Annotated in this window: 19 protein-coding genes and 1 riboswitch; of the genes, 9 read left to right on the top strand and 10 right to left on the bottom strand. The window is 35.4% G+C overall.

The window, feature by feature from the left end:
- The first annotated feature begins 12 nt into the window (after positions 1-12).
- The 4 genes from BAQ44_RS27460 to BAQ44_RS27445 are packed head-to-tail and all read left to right on the top strand — an operon-like array spanning position 13 to position 4,357.
- Positions 13-1,017, top strand: a complete 1,005-nt coding sequence (locus BAQ44_RS27460; RefSeq protein ID WP_071724862.1) for an ABC transporter permease — start codon at positions 13-15, stop codon at positions 1,015-1,017.
- Positions 974-1,984, top strand: a complete 1,011-nt coding sequence (locus BAQ44_RS27455) for an ABC transporter ATP-binding protein (protein WP_071724861.1) — start codon at positions 974-976, stop codon at positions 1,982-1,984. Before BAQ44_RS27460 ends, BAQ44_RS27455 begins: the two co-directional genes overlap by 44 nt.
- A complete protein-coding gene (locus BAQ44_RS27450; protein WP_061677909.1) occupies positions 1,981-2,754 on the top strand; it encodes an ABC transporter ATP-binding protein in 774 nt (257 codons plus the stop codon). The genes BAQ44_RS27455 and BAQ44_RS27450 overlap by 4 nt, the downstream gene beginning before the upstream one ends.
- 13 nt (positions 2,755-2,767) lie before the next feature.
- Positions 2,768-4,357, top strand: a complete 1,590-nt coding sequence (locus BAQ44_RS27445) for a peptide ABC transporter substrate-binding protein (protein WP_071724859.1) — start codon at positions 2,768-2,770, stop codon at positions 4,355-4,357.
- 29 nt (positions 4,358-4,386) lie between these two features.
- Here the strand turns inward: BAQ44_RS27445 and BAQ44_RS27440 are convergent, their stop codons facing one another.
- Entirely contained in the window at positions 4,387-4,854 is a 468-nt protein-coding gene (locus tag BAQ44_RS27440) for a YusW family protein (RefSeq protein WP_071724857.1), read from the bottom strand.
- Between the two features lie 172 nt (positions 4,855-5,026).
- On the opposite strand from BAQ44_RS27440, the gene BAQ44_RS27435 reads away from it, so the two are divergent.
- Genes BAQ44_RS27435 through BAQ44_RS27425 form a run of 3 tightly spaced genes read left to right on the top strand, consistent with a single transcriptional unit; the run spans position 5,027 to position 6,483 of the window.
- Complete coding sequence (locus tag BAQ44_RS27435) at positions 5,027-5,926, top strand: helix-turn-helix transcriptional regulator (RefSeq protein WP_071724855.1); 900 nt, start codon at positions 5,027-5,029, stop codon at positions 5,924-5,926.
- Between the two features lie 18 nt (positions 5,927-5,944).
- Positions 5,945-6,136, top strand: coding sequence for a hypothetical protein (locus BAQ44_RS27430; RefSeq protein ID WP_061677913.1), 192 nt, complete (start codon positions 5,945-5,947; stop codon positions 6,134-6,136).
- A 35-nt stretch (positions 6,137-6,171) separates the two neighbouring features.
- A complete protein-coding gene (locus BAQ44_RS27425; protein WP_063259872.1) occupies positions 6,172-6,483 on the top strand; it encodes an ABC-2 transporter permease in 312 nt (103 codons plus the stop codon).
- Between the two features lie 46 nt (positions 6,484-6,529).
- Here BAQ44_RS27425 and BAQ44_RS27420 read toward each other — a convergent pair whose 3' ends face one another.
- The 7 genes from BAQ44_RS27420 to modA form a co-directional block, all read right to left on the bottom strand.
- Positions 6,530-8,170 (bottom strand): peptide ABC transporter substrate-binding protein, encoded by a 1,641-nt coding sequence (locus BAQ44_RS27420; protein WP_063259873.1) that lies wholly within the window; start codon positions 8,168-8,170, stop codon positions 6,530-6,532.
- A gap of 480 nt (positions 8,171-8,650) precedes the next feature.
- Positions 8,651-10,291 carry a peptide ABC transporter substrate-binding protein gene (locus BAQ44_RS27415; protein ID WP_063259874.1) on the bottom strand — a complete coding sequence of 547 codons (1,641 nt, stop codon included), beginning with the start codon at positions 10,289-10,291 and terminating at the stop codon, positions 8,651-8,653.
- A 132-nt stretch (positions 10,292-10,423) separates the two neighbouring features.
- Positions 10,424-10,528: riboswitch (SAM riboswitch) on the bottom strand.
- Between the two features lie 152 nt (positions 10,529-10,680).
- On the bottom strand, positions 10,681-11,514 hold the full coding sequence (locus tag BAQ44_RS27410) for a glyoxal/methylglyoxal reductase (protein WP_063259875.1): 834 nt from the start codon (positions 11,512-11,514) through the stop codon (positions 10,681-10,683).
- Position 11,515: 1 nt separating this feature from the next.
- Positions 11,516-12,319, bottom strand: a complete 804-nt coding sequence (gene proC, locus BAQ44_RS27405) for a pyrroline-5-carboxylate reductase (protein ID WP_063259876.1) — start codon at positions 12,317-12,319, stop codon at positions 11,516-11,518.
- Positions 12,320-12,531: 212 nt separating this feature from the next.
- The gene (locus tag BAQ44_RS27400; protein ID WP_000353549.1) at positions 12,532-13,383 is read right to left on the bottom strand and encodes a GRP family sugar transporter; all 852 of its coding nucleotides are present in this window, start codon (positions 13,381-13,383) and stop codon (positions 12,532-12,534) included.
- A 300-nt stretch (positions 13,384-13,683) separates the two neighbouring features.
- Complete coding sequence (gene modB / locus BAQ44_RS27395) at positions 13,684-14,358, bottom strand: molybdate ABC transporter permease subunit (protein WP_063259877.1); 675 nt, start codon at positions 14,356-14,358, stop codon at positions 13,684-13,686.
- 5 nt (positions 14,359-14,363) lie between these two features.
- Positions 14,364-15,170: a molybdate ABC transporter substrate-binding protein gene (gene modA, locus BAQ44_RS27390; RefSeq protein WP_063259878.1), complete on the bottom strand. Its 807-nt coding sequence runs from the start codon at positions 15,168-15,170 to the stop codon at positions 14,364-14,366.
- A gap of 133 nt (positions 15,171-15,303) precedes the next feature.
- On the opposite strand from modA, the gene BAQ44_RS27385 reads away from it, so the two are divergent.
- Complete coding sequence (locus tag BAQ44_RS27385; protein ID WP_084669659.1) at positions 15,304-16,251, top strand: substrate-binding domain-containing protein; 948 nt, start codon at positions 15,304-15,306, stop codon at positions 16,249-16,251.
- A gap of 65 nt (positions 16,252-16,316) precedes the next feature.
- On the opposite strand, the gene BAQ44_RS27380 is transcribed toward BAQ44_RS27385, so the two are convergent.
- Positions 16,317-16,418 carry a DUF3948 family protein gene (locus BAQ44_RS27380; RefSeq protein ID WP_001060018.1) on the bottom strand — a complete coding sequence of 34 codons (102 nt, stop codon included), beginning with the start codon at positions 16,416-16,418 and terminating at the stop codon, positions 16,317-16,319.
- Positions 16,419-16,673: 255 nt separating this feature from the next.
- Entirely contained in the window at positions 16,674-17,540 is an 867-nt protein-coding gene (locus BAQ44_RS27375) for a LysR family transcriptional regulator (RefSeq protein WP_061677920.1), read from the bottom strand.
- 127 nt (positions 17,541-17,667) lie between these two features.
- Between BAQ44_RS27375 and BAQ44_RS27370 the strand changes: the two genes are divergently transcribed.
- Positions 17,668-18,636, top strand: coding sequence for a DMT family transporter (locus tag BAQ44_RS27370; protein ID WP_063259879.1), 969 nt, complete (start codon positions 17,668-17,670; stop codon positions 18,634-18,636).
- The last annotated feature ends 9 nt before the right edge of the window (positions 18,637-18,645 follow it).

The following is an 18,645-nucleotide window of genomic DNA, read 5'->3' as shown; positions in this document are numbered from 1 at the left end:
GGGGACATTTAAATGGGAGCTTATGAAATCAATAAAGAGCTATTAACGAATGAAGAGAAAAAAGAATTAACGATAAATAAAGAGCAGCAAACAATTAGCCGAAAAAAAGAAGTGTTTCGTAAGTTTGTATCAAATCCAATCGCAGTTCTAGGAACAGTGACATTGTTACTCATTATTATATTCTCTCTTATCGGTGAGAGTTTAACTCCTTTCACTGCGAGTGAACAAGTAAAAGAGGCGACAAATTTACCTCCTAGTAGTGAGCATTGGTTTGGAACAGATGATTTAGGAAGAGACATATGGGCACGTACTTGGGCTGGTGGGAGAATTTCATTAGTAGTTGGATTAGTAGCGGCCGTTCTTGATATAGGACTTGGTGTACTGATTGGGGGATTTAGTGGGTATGTGAGAGGGCGTAATCGCCTTGGAACGTTGATTGATGAGTGGATTGTACGAGGAATTGAAGTATTATACGGTATCCCATACTTATTAATTGTCATTTTACTACTAATCATTATGAAACCAGGACTTTTTACAATCATTATTGCCCTTGCATTAACGGGATGGATTGGTATGGCACGTCTCGTTAGAGCGCAAGTCTTATCTTTAAAACAAAGGGAATTTATTATTGCGGCAGAGCGATTAGGTACATCGCATATGAAGATTATATATGGACATATCATTCCAAATTTAACAGGCATTATTATCGTAAATTTATCATTTACAATTCCAGCAGCTATTTTCTCAGAATCATTTTTAAGCTTTATCGGACTCGGGGTACAGTCACCAGCAGCAAGCTGGGGGACGATGACAAATGACGCGCTCGGGACACTATTAAGCGGGGAATGGTGGCAACTCTTCTTCCCATCGCTGATGATTGCACTCATCATGTTCGCATTTAATGCAATTGGTGATGGTTTGCAAGATGCAATTGATCCAAAAATCGTAAAAAGGAATCGAAAGGAGAAAAAACATGGGACAGCTTTTATCTTTAGAAAACGTAACGTTAGCCGTTGAAAAAGAGAATAGTAAGCAAGCGATTGTGAAACATGTTTCCTTTTCTATTAACGAAGGTGAAATAGTTGCACTTGTAGGAGAAAGTGGCTCAGGAAAAAGTGTTACAGCACAATCTATTATCGGACTAAATCAAGATTCTATTCATATCGATGATGGAAATATTTCTTTCCAATCTCAAGGATTAACGAATTTACAAGAATCAGAATGGAATCAAATTCGAGGGAAAGATATTTCCTTTATTTTTCAAGACCCTCTGTCCTCCTTAAATCCGACGATGAAAGTGGGAAGACAAATTACAGAAGTGATTTTGCAACATGAGAAAAAATCGAAAAGGGAAGCAAAAGAAATTGCGATTAACTTATTAAATGATTTAGGGATACATGAAGCAGAGAAACGTTTTGAACAGTACCCGCATCAATTAAGCGGAGGTATGAGACAACGTATTTGTTTAGCAATTGCATTTGCGTGTCACCCAAAGCTCGTTATTGCAGATGAGCCTACAACTGCATTAGATGTAACAATTCAAAAACAAATTATGGGGTTATTAAAAGAGCGAAAAGAAAAACAAAATACGAGTATTTTATTAATTACACATGATTTGGCACTTGTACGTGAAGTAGCGGATCGAGTAGTTGTGATGTACGGGGGACGTGTTGTTGAAAAAGGAACGATACAAGAAGTAATAGGTTCACCGAAGCACCCATATACGAAAAGCTTATTGCAAGCCATTCCGAATATGGATGATTCTGAAAAGGTGCTTAGGGCTATAGAGGGAACAACACCATCAATTGAAACGTTAAATAGCTTTGGGTGCCCATTTGTAAATAGATGCCCAGTAGCAATAAAAGAATGTATTCATCGTTTCCCTGATAGAACATCGTATTCTGAGGAACATAATTCACATTGTTGGCAACATGTTTTAGAGCATAACCAAGCGAAATCAAAAGAGAAGGTGAATGCCTCATGACTACAGATTTAATTACTGTAAAGAAAGTAACAAAAACGTATGGAAGTAAAAAGAAAGAAATAGCAGCGCTAAAAGAAATATCACTTTCTATCCCGAAAGGAACAACACTTGGCATTATTGGAGAAAGTGGTTCAGGAAAAACAACACTTGGTAAGCTCATAGCTGGGATCGAGAGTCCAACGTCTGGTCAAATAGATTATAACGGTCAAGTTGTCCACAAGTTGAAGTCAGCTCATAAACGGGATTTCTTGCAGAAAGTACAGTTCATTTTTCAAGATTCAACAGCTGCATTAAACCCGCGCTGGAAAGTACGCGATAGTGTAACGGAAGGCTATATTTCATTCGGTTTAGGCGATAAAAGGCTGAAAGATAAAGTCGCAGGTGATGCACTAGAACGTGTTGGACTAGATAGACGATATATTGATCGTTACCCACACGAATTTAGCGGAGGGCAACGTCAACGAATTGCTATTGCAAGGGCGTTATTATGTGAGCCAGAGGTATTAATTCTTGATGAACCAATTTCTGCATTAGACGTTTCATTGCAAATTCAAGTTGTACATTTACTGCAAAAGATTCAAAAGGAGCAAGGGTATACATATTTATTTATCGCTCACGATTTGCCGATGGTTCACTATTTATGTGAAAAAGTGGCTGTCTTATATAAAGGAGAACTTGTTGAATTTGGAAATACGGATGAAGTATTCCGTAATCCACAACATTCTTATACAAAAACATTATTAGCATCAACACCAAAAATTTCAGGTTAAAGGGGAATGGAAGATGAAGAAGTTTTTATTATTTGTCATTATGGCTGTATTAGCAATTACTTCTGTCGCTTGCGGTAAGAAAGATACTTCAAAAGCAAGTGCTAGTAAAGGAGACCGTTTTGTAACGAATCTTGGTAGTGATCCTTACACGTTAGATTCAGCGATTTCAACAGATAATAACTCTAATTATGTAATTGAGCACTTATTTGCAACTTTGTATAGACAGACAAGTGATGGGAAATTTGAAAAGGATTTAGTAGAAAAAGAGGAAGCTGGGGCAGATGGAAAAGAGTATACATTCTATTTGAAAAAAGGATTGAAATGGTCTGATGGTTCTCCATTAACAGCAAAAGACTTTGAATTCGCTTGGAAGAGAATATTAAATCCTAAAACTGGTTCTATGAATGCAACAGAACTATATTTCATTAAAGGTGGAGAAGCATTTAATACGGGGAAAGGTGTAGAAGATGCAGTAGGAATTCAAGCGGTAGACGATGTAACTCTAAAGCTACAATTTGAACATCCAGTAACATCTATTAAACGAACATTATCTCAGTCGTTATATATTCCACTTAATAAAAAATCTATTGATGAAAAAGGTAAACTAAAGGTAGATCCAAAAGAATTAATTACAAACGGTCCTTTTACATTGAAAGAATGGAAACATAATCAATCGATTATTTTAGAAAAAAATAAAGAGTTTCATGATAAAAAAGTAGCATCAAAAGAAATTGAATTCCGTATTATTCCTGAAGGTAAAACAGCGTATCAATTATATAAATCTGGAGAATTAGATTTACTATCTCACATACCTACAGATTTAGTTGAAAAGGAACAAAACAATAAAGAGTTTAAAAAAATGCAAGACTACTCAACTCATATTTACTCATTTAATTCAGAAAAGCCACCATTTACAAATGCGAAAATTCGTAAAGCTTTTGCAATAGCTGTAGATCGTAAGTTTATCGTAGAGAAAATATTAAAGAATAATGCAAAAGAAGCATATGGATTTGTACCAGAAGGAGCAAAAACAGAAAGTGGTCGCGACTTCCGTAAAGAGAAAGGTGACTATTTTAAATATGATCCTGCAGTAGCTAAGACGTTATTAGAAGAAGGAATGAAAGAAGAGGGATGGACTACTCTTCCAGAAGTAACAGTGAAATATTCAGATAAGAAGAAAATAGCTGAAACACTTCAAGAAATGTTTAAGAAAAACCTTGGGGTAGATGTGAAAATAGAAGGTAAAGAGTGGAAAAGTTATATCGATATGTACAAACAAAGTGACTTCCAAATTGCATATATGGGATGGGGAGGATCTACATTAGATCCAGCTGCTCAATTAGAAATTTATGCAGGTGATGGTCCAAATAATTATGCGAAATGGTTTAATAAAGACTTTGATAATTTAATTAATCAAGCAAAATTAGAACAAGATGAAAATAAACGCTTTGACTTATTACATCAAGCAGAAGATATTATGTTTACAGAGTATCCTTTAATCCCACTTGTATTCCCGACAGATTCTTATTTACAAAAATCATCTGTATCTGGATTAGAATACTACGTAGGATCTCAACCGAGCTTACGATATGCTAAGAAATAAAATAAAGAAGTAGGCAACCGCCTACTTCTTTATTTTATTTCTCTTTTATATTCTTTTTTCGTTCCATCAGAGAAGACAACTTCTAAATCGAACTTTTGGTAGTCTTTATCAAGCTTGAACACGTTTACTACTTGGTCGATTACTTCTTGGTCAGGAGTATCTTTATTAAATTTTAATTCTTGTAGAAGTGGGCTTAATTTTGTGATAGCCTCGTCTCCTGTTAATTTTACATCTGCTTTATGATCTTCAATTTTTGCTTCCATTTTTTTATCTGCTGCTACATTTTTATAGTCAGCTTCGTAGTCTTTCTTTGTATCTTGGTAGTCTGCCTTTAAATCGAATTCATTAAAGTCTAGTTTTAAATCAGCAGGAGCTTCATTCTTTGCCTCTTCTGTAGTCTTTTTATTAGAAGTTGTGTCTTCTTTTGCAGGAGCTTTACATCCTGTTAATGCAGGTACTAGCATAAGAGCTAATAAAACTGATAGTAACATTCTCATTATAAATTCCTCCTTATGTAAATTCGTTCTATACAAGTTTTTCCCAAAATCATGTAATTATGTATGAGTTGAAAATAAATTATTACCCTATAGCCACAAGGGATAATCCGCAATTTAAATCAAAAATGATTTGTATGTATATGGTAAATTGAAGTTGTGAGGGGGTACTAACATGCATGAAGAATATAAAGAGATGATAAAAGAAGCAATCGAATATATAGAAGATCATTTGCATGAGGAGCTTACAACAGAAAGAGTAGCATCTCACAGTGCAGTATCGATGTACCATTTTCATCGCATCTTTCAAAGATATGTTGGGATGAGTGTAACGGATTATATTCGAAAGAGAAGGTTAACTCATGCTGCGCAAGTTTTAGTTTCAACGGAGAGAGCTGTTATTGATATTGCAGTGCAATACGGTTTTTCCTCACAAGAGGCATTTACGAGAGCTTTTAAAAGAATGTTTCAATTGCCACCAAAGAAATATCGAAAGTACTTTCAGTCATTTTATATAGAAAGAGAGGGTGTTTCAATGCAAAAAGGTATACCGAAAGGATGGATCTTAAGTGGAAGTCATCCTGCTGAATATGAGATGGGTTTAGATTATGAAATTGTCCATCAAGGAAAAGTATCTGCATACATAAAAGCAAAAGAGAATGTTACGCATGGAGGATTTTCAACATTAATGCAAATGTTCCGAGCAGATAAATATGTAGGTAAAAGATTACGTTTAACAGCATTTGTTAAGAGTGAGAACGTAAGGGATTGGGCAGGATTGTGGATGCGAGTAGACGGAAAAGATACAGAACCACTGGCTATGGATAATATGCAAAATCGCCCAATTAAAAATACGAATAACTGGCAATCGTACTCGGTTGTATTAGATATAAAAGAAGGGGCGCTTGGTATTGCATTCGGTGTTTTATTGTCAGGAGAAGGTTGTGTATGGCTAGATAGTATTCGATTTGATGAAGTAGATGAAAAAATTACTTCAACAGATTTGGCAGAAAATTTTTATGAAACACTCTTAGAAGAGCCGGTGAATCTGCAATTTGAAGAAGTAGAAAAATAAAAAATAAGGAGAAAAGATATGCTCAAATATGTAAAACTAATAAGTATTAGCTTAGTAATATCGTCTTGTATTATGGGGATTAACTATTTAATTAGCTATCTTTGGTCAGGGCATGTACCTTCTTTGACGTGGCGAACATATTTGATGTTTATGTTTATATTTCTGATGAGTTTTAGTTCGATGCAAAAAGAAGGGGAAGAGGATTATTAAAAATAGTCTTCTTCGCCTTTCTTTCATTAACACAAATGTTCATAACTGTTTTCGGAAATGCAGGTATGATCTTTAATATAATTTCACTTTCACTACAACTTGTAAGTTCGGGTGTCATTGTACCACACGAGATGCTTTCTAAAACATATGAAACAATCGGCGAATTATTTCCCGCAACCTATGCAGCGAATGGCTATTATACAATAATATTTAGGGGAGTTAGTTTAGAGAAAAATATTATTTCATTATTAGTCATTATATTAGTTACACAATTGGTAGCAATGATTACTGTATCTATAAAAGGAATAGTAAAGGGAAGAAGAAGCTCTGTAGTTAAAGAAGTATAAAGTAAAAAGGTATCCTTCAATTGGATACCTTTTTTACTGGTACTTATTATTTTGCAACTTCTGTCCACTTGTAGTTAAATTCACCGCCGAAGTCAGTTGTTACAAGCCCTTTAATGAAAGAGCGTTGTAAGTAAGAACGACCTTGTTGGTATAAAGGAGCGACAGCGCCGTCTTGTAATAGGATTTTTTCAGCTTGCTTCATCGCTTCAAAGCGAGCTTTTTCATCGCCAGCTAAATCTGTTTTCACTTTATGGATTAGCTCATCATACTCTTTGTTAGAGTATTTATCGAAGTTATAAGCGCTATCTGTTGTAAATAAATCTAAGAATGTAATTGGATCCGCGAAGTCAGGGCCCCAGCCATCAATACCGATTTCATAGTCACCACTTAATAGTAGTTTTAACTGTTGTTTACGTGGTTGTGGTTTTAATGTCACTGTTAATCCATCTAGATTCTTTTCTAGTTCACCTTTTAAATATTCACCAGTCTTTTTAGCTAAAGCATTATCACTTGTTAATAGTTCGATTGTTACTTTGTCAGTACCAAGTTCTTGTTTCGCTTTTTTCCAGTTTTCTTTCGCTGTTTTCACATCATCTTTGACTAGGTTTCCGTTTTCTTTACGGAAGTCGTTACCTTCTGGACTCTTTGCGAATTTCGCAGGAATCATTCCTTCAGCTGGAACAGCACCGTTATTTAAAATTGTTTCTACGTATGCTTTTTTATTCATTGCTCCGTTAATAGCAAGGCGTGCATGTTGATTTTTTAATGTTTCATTTTTTTGATTTAGTCGTAAGAATTGAATGCCAACTTCAGCACGGTCCTTGAAGTTTGGATCGCCCTTATATTTATCAACAAACTCCGCAGTTAAAGCAACGCGATCAATTTGTCCTGAATCATATAAGTTAACTTCTGTAGACTTATCTTTAACGACATTGAAGTTGATTTCTTCTAATTTTACAGTTTTAGCATCCCAATAGTTAGGGTTTTTCTTCAATTGGAAGCTTTGCTCGTGTTTCCAGTTATCTAATGTGAAAGCACCGTTGTAAATTAAATGATTTGTTTCTAAACCATATTTATCTCCTTGAGATTTTAAGTACTCTTCGTTAATTGGTAAGAATGTTGAGAATGTCGTTAAGCTTAAGAAGTAGGGAACAGGACGGTCTAGTTGTACTTCTAACGTTTTATCATCAAGAGCTTTGACCCCTAGTTGATCAATTGGCAATTGTTTCTGGCTTATTTGTTTTGCATTCTGTATATCGAAGAATAAGAATGCATATTCAGCTGCTGTATCAGGATTTACGGCACGTTGCCAAGCGAAGACGAAGTCCTTTGCTGTAACAGGAGTACCGTTTGACCATTTTGAATCACGCAGGTGGAATGTATATTTTGTTTTGTCGGGACTAACGTCAACCGACTCAGCAACACCAGGAATCGGTTTGTTATCTTCTCCCATTGCATATAAACCTTCAAAAACATTTCGCATTACGCTCATGGATTCCCCATCCGTTGCTTTTGCAACATCCATTGTTGGAATTTCTGAAGCAAATGATAAGTTAATTGCCTGTTTATCAGGTGCTTTATCATTTGCTTTCGCTCCGCTTGCATGATCTTTATTTCCCCCACAAGCAGTTAGTAATAGACTTGCCCCTAAAACAGATGCAACAACAGGTATAACTTTTTTCTTCATTGTTCGTTCCTCCCTAAATGTGTTGTTCGTAACGTCGTAATGTCCACGTTTTGAAGTGTAGCTATAGAAGAAGAGAAAACCTATTACGGATATGTGTATGTAGGTAATCAGGTGTTCTATATGTATATACATGTCGAACTATAATCTATCGTTATATGTTTCAACGTAGTAGACGTTATATTTTGATGGTGAAATATTTCGTTTCTTTGATTATTTAGAATATTAACACTGGAAAGAACTATATGTCAATAATAAAAATAGATTGTTAATTTCTTAGAATAATATATTGAAAAAGCAGATTTCCTCGGATTAGGGAATCTGCTTTTCATATGTTTTGCTAAAAAAATAATTGGTATGGGGGAGAAATTTTAAATAAAGTGGCCTTTTATTCCGCTATTTGCGGGCTACCGATAAACCCCCGATTGATGCGGGTTAATAATTAGTGGGGGTGGAGAAAACCCCGCTAATTAAAGTTTTGCTTTATTTTTCAATTTTTGCCCATTTGAAGTTTAATTGACCTGCAAAGTCTACTTGCACAATTCCTTTCACATAAGAACGTTCTAAATAAGATTCGCCTTTTTGGTAAAGAGGAGCGATAACAGAGTCTTTAAATAATATTTTCTCGGATGCTAGTAATGCTTCCCAGCGAGCTTTTTCATCACCGGCTAAAGTTGTTTTCACTTTTGCTATTGTTTCATCAAACTCCTTATTAGAGTAATGATCTAAGTTGTAAGGGTTATTCGTTGTAAATAGCTCAAGGAATGTAATTGGATCCGCAAAGTCAGGGCTCCAGCCGTCAATTCCGATTTCGTAGTCACCTTTTAATAAAAGTGAAACTTGTTGTTTACGTGGTTGCGGCTTTATATTTACTGTTAAGCCATCTAAATTCTTTTCTAGTTGTCCTTTTAAGAATTCACCAGTTTTCTTTTCAAGGTCACCGTCACTTGTTAATAGTTCTAACGTTATTTTTTCAGACCCAAGTTCTTGTTTGGCCTTTTTCCATAATTCTTGAGCAGATTTTGTATCAACCTTTGTTAAATCGCCGTTTGCAGCACGGAAATCTGTTCCGTCAGGTCCTTTTGCAAAGTTTTTCGGTACGAGACTAGATGTTGGTGTAGAGCCATCATTTAATAACGTATTTACAAAGGATTTTCGATCAATTGTTTGATCGATTGCTTGGCGTGCAGAAACGTTTTGAAGTACTTTGTTTTGTTGATTCATACGTAAAAACTGTACTCCTACATTCGGACGCTCTTTAAAGTTAGCATCCTTTTTATATTTATCAACGAAGTCAGATGTTAGTTTGATACGGTCTAATTGTTTTGACTCGAATAAATTTACTTCGGTAGACTTTTCTTTTACGATGTTAAAGTTGATTTCTTCTAGTTTGACAGTATCTTTATCCCAATAGGTAGGATTTTTCTTGAATTTAAAGCTTTGCTCGTGCTTCCAATCGCTTAGTGTAAAAGCTCCGTTGTACAAAATTGTATTGTCTTCTAAAGCGTATTTATCACCTTGTGCTTTAAAGAATTCCTCGTTAATTGGTAGAAATGTTGGGAACGCTGTTAAGCTTATAAAGTACGGAACAGGACGTTCTAATTCTACCTCAAACGTATGGTCATCAATTGCTTTTACACCAAGTTGATCGGCTGGAAGTTCTTTGTTGTTAATTTTTGTTGCATTTTTAATATCAAAGAATAGAAATGCATATTCAGAGGCTGTTGCTGGATCAACAGCTCTTTGCCAAGCGAAGACAAAGTCTTTTGCTGTAACAGGAGTGCCGTTTGACCATTTTGAATCTCGTAAATGGAATGTGTATTTCGTTTTATCGCCACTTACTTCATGAGATTTTGCAACACCAGGGACAGGTTTGTTACCTACACCAAGATTATACAAACCTTCAAATACGTTTCTCATTACTTGACCAGAATCAGTATCTGTAGCGCGAGCTGTATCCATTGTTCGTATTTCAGTAGGTGAAGATAAGTTTAAAACCTGTTTACTAGGCGCCTCGTCTTTTGCATTTGCTCCGCTTGCTTCGTTTTTATAACTACCGCAACCAGTTAATAAAATACTTACTCCTACAACTGATGCAATACCGGGTACAAACTTCTTTTTCATTTGATTTTCCTCCTAAATAATTAAGTTTGGATGATGATGAGGGAAATGAAAAATAAAAAATCCCTCTTTTCGTATTGAGAAAGAGGGATTTTTACGTACAAGTTATGCACCCGTATATAAACGAAGTCCCTCATTCTATCTTTCAAGCATAAAGCTTGCAGGAAGTGGCACAGTATTCAAAATGAACCTGCTGCCGAGGTTTCAAAGGGCCAGTCCCTCCACCTCTCTTGATACAATGAGTAAACGAATAAACTTTATTAATTTTTGTGTTTCTTTGATAATTCAAAATCTTACACCTTGGATAATGAAGTGTCAACCAAATGAAATGTAGTTTAAATTTTCAGTTTTCTTTGATAAAAAAACCACTGCATATGGCAGTGGTTTTTCTATTAGAAGTTAAAGTTATCTGGATCTGGACCAACGCGACGATCTTCATTTAGAGCTTGAATTGCTTTCATGTCATCGGCGCTTAATTCAAAATCGAATATATTTGCATTTTCAATAATGCGATGTTCTTTAATAGATTTAGGGATTGTTACAACTTCGTTTTGTAGATCCCAGCGTAAAATAACTTGTGCAGTTGATTTATTATATTTTGTTGCAATGTCTTGTAATGTTGGGTTGTCTAGCAGTTGGCCTTGCATTAATGGTGACCAAGCTTCCAGTTGGATGTTATGTTCTTTACAGAAAGCATGCAGCTCTTCTTGTGCTAAACGTGGGTGATATTCCACTTGGTTGACCATTGGCTTAATTTCGGCAATTTCAAATACGTCTTGTAAGTGGTGAATGTGGAAATTACTCACACCGATAGCGCGAACACGGCCGTCTTTATAAAGCTTTTCTAATGCTTTCCATGATTCAGTATACTTCCCTTTTACAGGCCAATGTACTAAATATAAATCTAAATATTCTAGGCCTAATTTCTCTAATGTAGTTTCAAATGCTTGAAGTGTTGTTTCATACCCTTGATCGCTATTCCACACTTTTGATGTAATAAATAATTCTTCACGTGAAACACCTGATTCACGGATCGCTTGTCCAACGCCTTCTTCGTTTTGATAAATTGCTGCAGTATCAATGCTGCGGTAGCCATTTTTAATTGCTGCTTTTACAGATTCAATTACTTCTGAACCATCTTCTACTTTAAAAACACCTAAACCGAACCAAGGCATTTTTACACCGTTATGTAATGTTGTATAGTCTTTTAAACTTGTTAAATTCATATTATTTCCCCCTAGCTTTTTTGTTTGTTGCTTCTACTGCTTTTTGAATTGCCTCTGAAAAATTATATTCATATAAAGCTTTGAGACCCTCAGCTGTGGAACCACCTGGTGTTGTTACTTGTTCGCGGAGGTTAGCTGGATCTTGCGTTTGTTCAAGCATAGAAGCAGAGCCAGAAATCATTTGAATGACAAGGTGTTTGGCAGTTGCTTCATCGACTCCATAACTTTTTGTTGCTTCAATTAAGCTTTCAGCAAAGTAATAAAGGAAAGCTGGTGCACTTCCAGTAACTGCAGTAAGCTGATGAACTTCCTCTTCAGTGCAAAGTTGCGAAGCACCAATGCCTCTTAAAAGCAGTTGCAGGGTTTCTTGATGCATCTCGTTTACTGATCGTCCCATTGTATATAAGGAGATAGACTTTCCAATTTCAGCAGCTGTGTTTGGCATAATCCAAGCAACAGGTGTTCCCCCGGGAAGTCTTTCTTCTAAATAAGATGGGCCAATGCCAGCGGCTACCGTTACGACAAGTTGATTCGATAGTAACGGAGATAATTCTGCTAATAATTCTTCATGTGCAGAAGGTGGCATTGCTAAAACAATCGTATCAACAGATGTAACATGCTGCTTCCAATCTGTTGCAGTAGACACATTATATCGTGCTTGTAATTGTTCTAGCTTTTCTACGTTGCTTCGGTTAGAAACGATAATTTCTTCGATGTATTCTTTGCTTGTTTTAAGTAATCCGGAAAATATAGCTTCTGCCATACGACCAGCACCAATAAATAGAATTCGATGTTTAGTTAGCATATCCTTTATTCCTTTCTAGTGGAGATATGTTATAAAAAACGATACCATTTTTAAGAGAATTTTGTAAAAAGAAAAGACTTATCGTGAAAAGAATGGAATGGGAGGGAGGAGAGGTGATACAAATAAGGCTATAAAGATTATTATATTTAAAAAATAGTTGTAATAAAAAATCCCTGAAACATAATTGCTTCAGGGATTAATAGATTATAAGTTTATGCTTTTGTCATACCTAACAATACAGCGCCGCCGATAATTAAAACACTACCTAGTGCAATAAAGATCAATTGACGTTTTGTTTTCTTTTCACCTAAGAAGACAATCGCACCGAATGTTGAGATAACGATTCCAGTTTGAGATAATGGGAAGCTTGTTGCTACTCCGACACGTGGTAATGAAAGAAGTAAGAATAAGTTTCCAGTTCCCCATAGTAAACCAGATAAAGCATTACGGATTGCATATTTATTAAATGGCTTATGTTTAGATGTCAGTACAACCGCACCAACAAACATACCAACTGCTTGTGGTAAAATAGCAGACCAACCATCGATATTATACCAACGAATAATAATTACATATACAAGGTAGCCGAAAGTAGAAACAATTAAAGTAAGAAGTCCTTTTTTCAATTGTCCTGGTGGCTGTGCATTTTCTTTATCATCTAGTGATGTGAATACAACACCAACTACGATTAATAGGATTGCAATCGTTCCCAGAACAATCGTCGTTGTAGTAGTCCACTCACGGAAAGCGATAACCCCAAAGATAGAAGTTGCAACAAGTTGCATACCAGTAGAAATCGTTACAGTAGTTGAAACACCTAGTTTTTCAACTGTTTTTAATTGGTTTACTTGTCCTAATGCCCAGAATAAACCTGAAATAAAACCAACAATCAAGACTGTCATTGTTAAAGCTGGTTGAGTAAATACATACATAATTGTTGCGAAGAATAGAGCACCGATTGTCATACCTACCGTTTGGCTATATGCACCACCGCCCATTTTTACGCTTACTAATAAGATGTTTCCCCATGCAATTGCAGGAAGAAGCGCTAATAAAATGTCCATTACAAGACTCCCTTCGGTTTTCTATACCAATATAATTACATATCGTTCTAACGATCGGTAATGCCCCACTAATAGAGTAGAAGATTACCGATCGCTAAAACAGGATGAAGAATTCACAATATAAATGCGTTTTCATTTCTTCATTTTTTGAAACACCTCCATATAATAACAGGAAATTGCCTATTTTAGAAAGTGAATTCAAATAAAATGTATATTTTAATAAAAGGTAAAATTCAGTTATTTCCCGTTAGTATATTTTATTTCCTAAGAAATAAAGAAGCAGCTTCGATAGAAGCTGCTTTAAGAGTTAGTGATTCTTTTATTAATAAGCTGAATACATAGCAGAAATAGGAGTGACATACTAATAGTTATAACTACTAGTGTCCAAGCAAGTTGCATATTACTTGCATCAATCGCCATATAAATTGCAGTTGGGATAGTCTGTGTTTTACCAGGAATATTTCCGGCAAACATGAGTGTAGCACCAAATTCCCCTAGTGCACGAACAAAGCTCAAAATCATTCCGCTTAGTAAGGCAGGAAATGCAAGCGGGAGTGTGACGTGTAGAAAAACTTGATATTCACTTGCACCAAGATCACGAGCACTTTCTTCAATTTGTACATTTGCAATAGAAAATCCTGTTTTTGCTGATTGGTACATAAGCGGAAATGCAACAACTGTAGAAGCAATGATAGCAGCAGTAGATGTGAACATAATAGACTGCTGAAATATTGATTCTACCCACGTTCCAATGGGACTATTATTTCCGAAAATGATAATGAGAAAAAAGCCGATTACAGTTGGCGGAAGTACCATTGGTAATAAGAAAATAGTTTCTAATATTACTTTATATCTCCATGAGGAGCGTGCTAGCGCTCGTCCAATTATCGTTCCTAAAATTGTAACGATAAGGGTGGCGCATGCAGCTACTCGTAAAGATAGAAAGATTGGTGACAAAATAGCATCAAAGCTCATGGCAATTAGGATAGGACTGTAAATCCATATTTCTTAAAGATAGATTGTGCATCTTTTGACTGCAAATACTCATAAAATGAGGTCGCCTCTTTCTTGTGCTTAGATTCTTTTATAACACCTAAAGGATAGTGAATTGGCTCATGCGAAGTAGCTGCTGCTGTCTCGCCAATTTTTACTTTGTTTGAAATAAGAGCATCTGTTTTGTATACAATACCAGCATCGACATTACCTGTTTCTACATATGTTAACACTTGGCGAACATCTTTTGTAAATACGATTTTATTTTGAATGTCATTCCATAGATTTTCATGTGTGAGAGAAGCTTTTGCGTATTTTCCAGCAGGTACTGATTCAGGTGTACCAAGTGCGATTTTCTTAATTTTTTCATCTTTTAAATCTTGAATTTTTGTAAGAGAACTATCTTTTGGGACGACTAGAACGAGTTCGTTTCCAAGAAGATTTTTCCCTTCTTTTTCATTAATGAATCCATTTTTAACAAGAGTTTGGAATTTATCTTCGGCCGCTGAGAAGAATAAATCAGCAGGTGCACCTTGTTCAATTTGTTGTTGAAGTGCACCAGAAGCACCGAAGTTAAAAGAAAGTTTAATAGTAGGTTCTTTTTCTTTATATTTTGTTTCAATTTCTTTTAGTGCATCTTGTAAGCTTGCAGCAGCTGATATAGTAAGTTCTACTGTTTTTCCTTCTTTAGCAGTTGATTTCTCTTTCTTTTCACCGCTTGTACATGCAGCACTAAATATAAGAAGAAAAGAAAGTATAAGTGCTCCGATGGATCGTAATGTAAACTTGTTCATAAAAATTCCCCTTTCGTTTTGACATATTTAATTATAACTAAATATAACTAATTATAACTAGTTATAATTGAATATAATTTGAACGATGTAGTTGTTTTTAAAATATAGGAGAAATATTCTTTTCTTTGTTACAATGAAGGAAGAAAGTGAGGAATCGTCTATGGATCATCATTCCTACACAACGGAAGAAGTAGCGAAGCGATTAAAAGTATCAAAATTAACTGTATACGATCTAATTAAAAAAGGAGAACTGCCTTCTTATAGAATCGGTAGACAGATGCGCATTGATGCAACAGATTTAGAACAATATATAAAGCAAATGAAAACAGGGAAAATACAAGGTACTCCTGTAAAGAGCGAAGATAGTAGAGGCTTGGATACATGTATTATTAGCGGACAAGAACTAACGTTAGATATGTTGGCAAAACGTATAGAAAATCGCCTGCCAAGTTCAAATATATTAAGGGCATATCAAGGTAGTTTAACGAGTTTAATAAAAATGTATCAAGGAGAAGGAAGTATCGTTAGTCTTCATTTGTTTGATGGAGAAACGGGTACATATAATGTTCCTTACGTAAAACGTATTTTAGTTGGACAACCATGTACTATGATTAATTTATTAGCAAGGAACGTTGGGTTTTATGTGCAAAAGGGAAATCCTAAAAATATAAAAACATGGGCTGATTTATCTCAATCATCTATACGATTTGTAAATCGAGAAAAAGGTTCTGGTATTAGGGTGTTAGTCGATGAACAATTGCGCATTCAAAAGTTAAATAAAGAACGTATTAGTGGATATGAATGGGAAGAATCGAATCATCTTGGTGTTGCCACGCAAGTCGCGAATGGAAGAGCTGATGTGGGAGTAGGATCAGAAAAATTTTCGCAAATTGTAAATGTAGATTTTATTCCAATCATGAAAGAACAGTATGATTTGGTGATTTTGAAGAATAAAGAAAATGAAGAGCTGATTGAAGTCGTGAAAGATATTCTGCAATCAGAAGAATTTCATAATGAATTAAAAGCAATTGGCGGATACGATATGACGAAAACAGGTCAAATTATATATGAAATAAACTAAAAAGCAGCTTGTCCATAAGACGAGCTGCTTTTTCTATATATAAAGGGGTTTGGGGAAACAAAGTATTAAACAAGACCTTGAGCAAGTGTGTAAATGAAAGCTGTAAGAAGAGTAGCTCCACTTGCAAGTCCGATGAAGTCTGATTTGTTAAATGTGATGTTGTTCATTATAATCTCTCCTTATTTGTTTAATGTAGTTGCAACGGCTTTTGCATCGACAAGTGCGGATAGCACCATGCCCATTGTATTTAAAAATTTGTTTGATTTCATTTTGTTCATCATGCGTATCCGCTCCTTTTCGAATTGTTGTTGCCCTGCTTTATATCTTAATTATAGGGAATATGATCGCCTACAACTATCGAATTAGCTTACGGAAGGCTTACACTTTTGTAAGAAAAAAAGACATTCGTGTAAGAATGTCTTTTAAAGCATATTGATATGATGATGCTCTTCAATTGTTTTTAAAAAGCTACGCATTGAATTCGTCATATAGCTATCTTTACGGCGTATGAAAACCGTTGAAATACTACCATATTTTTCAGGGATTGCATGACAATGTACCTTACCAGCTTTAGAAAGATGGTGGACAGCGGACTGTGGTACGAGTGTAATTCCAAGGCCGAGTGCAACACTGTTTAATATTGTCTCTAATATATTAAATTCCATAATTCTTTTTGGTAGCAAACCCTCATCTTTCAGCCATCGTTCTAGTTTGGAACGGTATCCACATCCTTGGTTAAAAACGAGTAGGGGCGTGGTTGTAAATTCTTCAATATGAAAAGCTTTATTTTGTGTTACAAGCATTAATTTCTCTGTACTAACATCATATTGTTCGATTAGTGGATGTTTAATTGGACCTGATATAAAGGCACCATCTAATTGATGATTAAGGACTTCTCTAATCAATTCTTCTGTTAGACCTGCTTGTAATGATAAGTCGACATTCGGATAGCGTTTATAGTAAGAAGATAAAATGGTAGGTAATGTACTTACTGTTTCGACTGTACCAATTTTTAATATACCGGAGGGTGTTTCACTATCTAAAAATACTTGTTTTAGCTCGTCAACATCTTGCAAAATTTTATGAACATAAACGAGCATTTTTCTTCCTTCGGCTGTTAAAGTCATACCTCGTTTATGACGATAAAAGAGCGGTGTTTTTAGTTCGTTTTCTAGTTGTTTAATACGTGCAGTTACATTTGATTGTACGTAGTTTAATTCCTTTGCTGCGCCGCTTACACTACCTTGGTCGGCAACGCTTTGGAAGATTTGTAAGTCTCTTAATTCCATTTTATGCTCCTCCTTGATGTTAACTATCATTATAAGTGATAGTTAACATCATTTCGAATCATTTTACGTGATATATTTTTTCTTTTACAATTCTCTTTGTGCAAATAGAAAGAAGTGGGGGATTGTGGTGAAAAAAGGTCAAATGATAATAGGGGCTTTAGCGTGTTTAATTGCAAGTATGTCGTGGGGAGCAATGTTTCCGGTTGCTGATCATGCGCTAGAATACATAGATCCATTTTATTTTTCTCTTATTCGCTATGGAGCGGTGGCAATCGTATTGATTGTATTGTTGTTAGCGAAAGAAGGAAGGCAGGCATTTCGTTTAGAGGGAAGAGGAAAGTTACTCGTCTTTTTCGGGACGATGGCGTTTACTGTATATAATGTACTTATATTTTTAGGTCAAATGTTAATGGGAAAATCAGGCGTGATGGTAGCCTCCATTATGGAAGCACTTATGCCGATGATTTCTATTTGTATTTTATGGGGATATAAGCATGTAAAACCGAAAAAGTATATGATAACGAGCATGATTATCGCTTTTGTAGGAGCTATATTTGTTATTACAAAAGGTGATATGAGTTTCTTTTTAACGTTGAAAGATAACATGTTTTCACTAGCATGTATATTTGTTGGAGTTGTAGGCTGGGTTATTTATACGATGGGTGGTCAAACGTGTAGCGACTGGTCAACATTACGTTATTCTACGTTGACGTGTGTATTCGGTACGACTGTCACAGGGATTATAACTGTAATTATTACATCGCTTGGATATGTATCGGTTCCGAGTATGGGAACGATTTCTATCGTGAAATATGATTTATTGTTTATGATGACATTACCGGGAATCGTAGCGTTACTCGCTTGGAATTACGGTGTGAAGATTTTATCATCTATTAATGGGATTTTATTTATTAACTTTGTGCCGATTACGACTTTAATGATTATGATGATGCAAGGATACAAAATAACGATGTTTGATATTGTAGGAACTTTACTTGTTATTGCAGCACTTATTCGCAATAACGTTTGTCAGAGAAAAGAAGAAAAAATAAATAAGAAGGTTTTACAAGAAGAGCAATTACGCCAAGCTGTTTAGTAGGCAATT

The organism is Bacillus mobilis (assembly GCF_001884045.1).
In the GTDB taxonomy this organism is placed as follows: domain Bacteria; phylum Bacillota; class Bacilli; order Bacillales; family Bacillaceae_G; genus Bacillus_A; species Bacillus_A mobilis.
Note: the sequence above shows the minus strand (reverse complement) of the source record. Positions and strands in the feature narration are given on the sequence as shown.